Below are 2,756 nucleotides of genomic sequence, written 5' to 3'. Positions count from 1 at the left end.
ACACTCAAATATAAATCCATACCATACTTTGCAGGGAATTCAACCGTAGCTTTTAGTAATAAGAAGGCTACTGGATTATATTCACACGCTATAGTATTAACTCCTAAAATTGCTGACTCTAAAGGTATCGAACCCCCACCAGCCATCGGATCCATTATCACCTCATTCTCAAAATTCATCTTCATAGTATCAGGAGTAACATAAGATATCAAAGGTGGATAACCCTTCTCCACAAGCAACCTCAACTTATCAATATCGAAACCTAATAAAGTAAGAAAATTATTCGAAGCATCACTTGGAAGCAATGCAGCTAAATTAAGAGCCCTAGCAATCGAGCGAGGTCTCCTAGCAAGCCATGGATGCAAACTTCGAACCTTAGGATCATAAAAACCTTTATTTACAGATATACCCAACTCCTTACATCTAGCAAAGTATGAGGGTCTTGGCTTAAAGCTCATCTCAATAGCAGCATCCCTACTTAGAATATCTACAGGAAGTGAATCAGACTCTATGAATTTCAGCATACTCTTATCTTTCCCCATAGACAATCTCTCTAATAATTTTAATAAAAACCTCTTTATCTAGTTATCCGCAGCTTAGAGATTATTGCTAATTCTAATTTAGACATTTTTGCTTTTTAGTTTTAGTTAGATATTGAAGAGAATTAAGCATAAGAATAAGTATTAGCGAGTCTGCAATGATATGCTTATTAGAGATTCATTCTCTCAACAACGATTTCTTTTTGAGTGAAAAATCTTCAGTCATTTAATTATTTCACCTCTTTTATGGATAAATACTCAATGAATCTGAAAGAAAACACATGAGTATTCCATATTCTTAATAGCTTTTTCAGCCCACTTTATTAAGTCTTTTGGAATTGCCACCGTTTTCTTAACGCGTTGCATCTTCCTTTTCTTTAATAATTTATACTACTTTTTTACTTATTTAAGGCATAGTGTGGACTCAAGTAAAGTTAATTCTGTATTTTGAATTAAAAGTGTTTTTTGGTTGAAAATTATTATCGCTTTTTGAAAAACTAAGCAGAGATTCAAAAAAGTGAACCAGCATTTACAAACAAAACTTTATAAAGAGTGTGGATGCAGATTATCTTGGTATCTGAAATGTCTTATCCTGAATTATCGGAAGATGAAGTAAATGATATGGTGAACTTCATTAATCAACGAACGAGAGAGTTAGAAAATATTGAGAGCAATTTAAACAATCTGACAAGAAATTTTCGTGAGCTTACAGTTGAAGTGTTGGAATCCCAACCTCCTAATATAAGAGCTAGTATAATGGATGCTAAAGCATCTTTACTTTCAAATGTTACAACTGTTTTATCTTCAGTTTCTGGAGTAATCCAAAAATTTAGAAGTGTTCCTAGCAGTATATTGAATGCACTATTAGCCTTCCTTAATAGTTTTTGGAGAATAATTTCAAAGTATATTAGCATTTTTAAAATAGAATCAATCACAATAACAATAAGCGTTACACCATCAGTTGTAGTAATCCTTAAACCATAATCTGTGAGAAAACACATCTGCTGCTGCACACTCAAGTAATGTATGAAAACCCTCACAAGATCAAAAACTTTTAAAAAAGAAGAACATGAAACTAAAAGACTACCTACTACAAACATGCTTCATACAATATACCTTTCATAAGGTTATATAAAAGACCATAGAGTGGCTGGGAGATTCCAGAAAATGAATATTAAAAATCTTACACTCGTTGATGCGACGGCAATAATATTAATACTCTTCTCAACTGATAAACAAGCTATAATATCTTTCTTGAATACACAAAATTCCTCATCAAAGACCTCCCCAGGTGACCCTCATAGACGCTAACTTCCACTATGAGAATCATCATGAAAACTCAGTGTCTGCTATGTAATGGCTTATATATCTAGTTACGCATAACGATGGGAAAATGAAGAATGGTTCAGGGCTTTTGTGTAAAATGTAAATCTAAGCGTGAAATACAAACCCCAATCAACATAACACTAAAAAACAGCAAACCAGCAATCAAGGGCACATGCCTTGCACATGCGATTAGTCGGTATAACCAAATCTATATCATAGTAATATTCTTCAGAGATTTTGTTATTCTACCAGTTCTTCCCAGTTTGTCGCCAATGTTTCTGATATTTTCTTTTCCATGTCAATTACTTTTGGCTCGTTGAAGGCTTGTTTCCATACGCCTTCCCATAAAGTATCGGTTATGATTAGTAATGCAGCGGAGTTTATTCTTCTGTAAGTTGATAGGCAGAAAAGGGCTGAACATTCCATTTCCACCGCAAGGACTCCCGCTTTAGAGTAAGCTAAAACCTTTTTCATTGTTTCTCTGAATGGCGCATCTGTTGTCCAAACACCTCCTTCTTTATATTGAACACCTGTTTTATTGAGGAGTCTTTTAATGTTATCTAAAAGATTGCCCGATGGCTTAGCTTCAAATTTAGGGGGTAAGTAATGGTAACTTGTCCCCTCTTCTCTGATCGCAAATGTTGGAACCACTATTTCGCCTATGTCAACTTTCGGACTTATTGAGCCGGCTTCGCCAAAAATTAACATGTTTCTAACTCCAGCCGCAATAAGGGCTTCAGCTAAGGCCACTGTTGCAGGAGCGCCAAAACAAGAATGAAATACTGCAACTCCCTCTTTAGTGACGAAGAAACGTTTAGCCCCAACACTCTCCTCTTTCTCAAGAATTATTTTATCTGATACCGCAGCTTTCATCCATCCGTAAACACGCCT

The 2,756-nt window shown here is 35.2% G+C and carries 2 protein-coding genes and 2 pseudogenes; 2 read left to right on the top strand and 2 right to left on the bottom strand.

The genetic code is table 11. From position 1 onward, the window contains the following. A pseudogene (locus MRT15_RS09770) lies at positions 1 to 542 on the bottom strand (DUF1156 domain-containing protein); the annotation flags it as partial. 579 nt (positions 543 to 1,121) lie between these two features. Here MRT15_RS09770 and MRT15_RS09765 point away from each other — a divergent pair. Beyond that, entirely contained in the window at positions 1,122 to 1,523 is a 402-nt protein-coding gene (locus MRT15_RS09765) for a hypothetical protein (RefSeq protein ID WP_304329905.1), read from the top strand. A gap of 416 nt (positions 1,524 to 1,939) precedes the next feature. Continuing rightward, a pseudogene (locus MRT15_RS12620) lies at positions 1,940 to 2,041 on the top strand (DUF5679 domain-containing protein); the annotation flags it as partial. A gap of 64 nt (positions 2,042 to 2,105) precedes the next feature. Here the strand turns inward: MRT15_RS12620 and MRT15_RS09760 are convergent. Then, positions 2,106 to 2,756 (bottom strand): nucleoside phosphorylase (locus tag MRT15_RS09760; protein WP_304329904.1); only part of this gene is annotated, 651 nt, incomplete at its 5' end.

Source organism: Candidatus Culexarchaeum yellowstonense, assembly GCF_024707025.1.
Classification (GTDB): Archaea; Thermoproteota; Methanomethylicia; order Culexarchaeales; family Culexarchaeaceae; genus Culexarchaeum.
This window is presented reverse-complemented; position numbering and strand designations above follow the sequence as displayed.

What these genes read in the sequence shown, in the direction of transcription:
- MRT15_RS09765 (WP_304329905.1), top strand. Translation starts at nt 1,122, where the DNA reads ATGTCTTATCCTGAATTATCGGAAGATGAAGTAAATGATATGGTGAAC.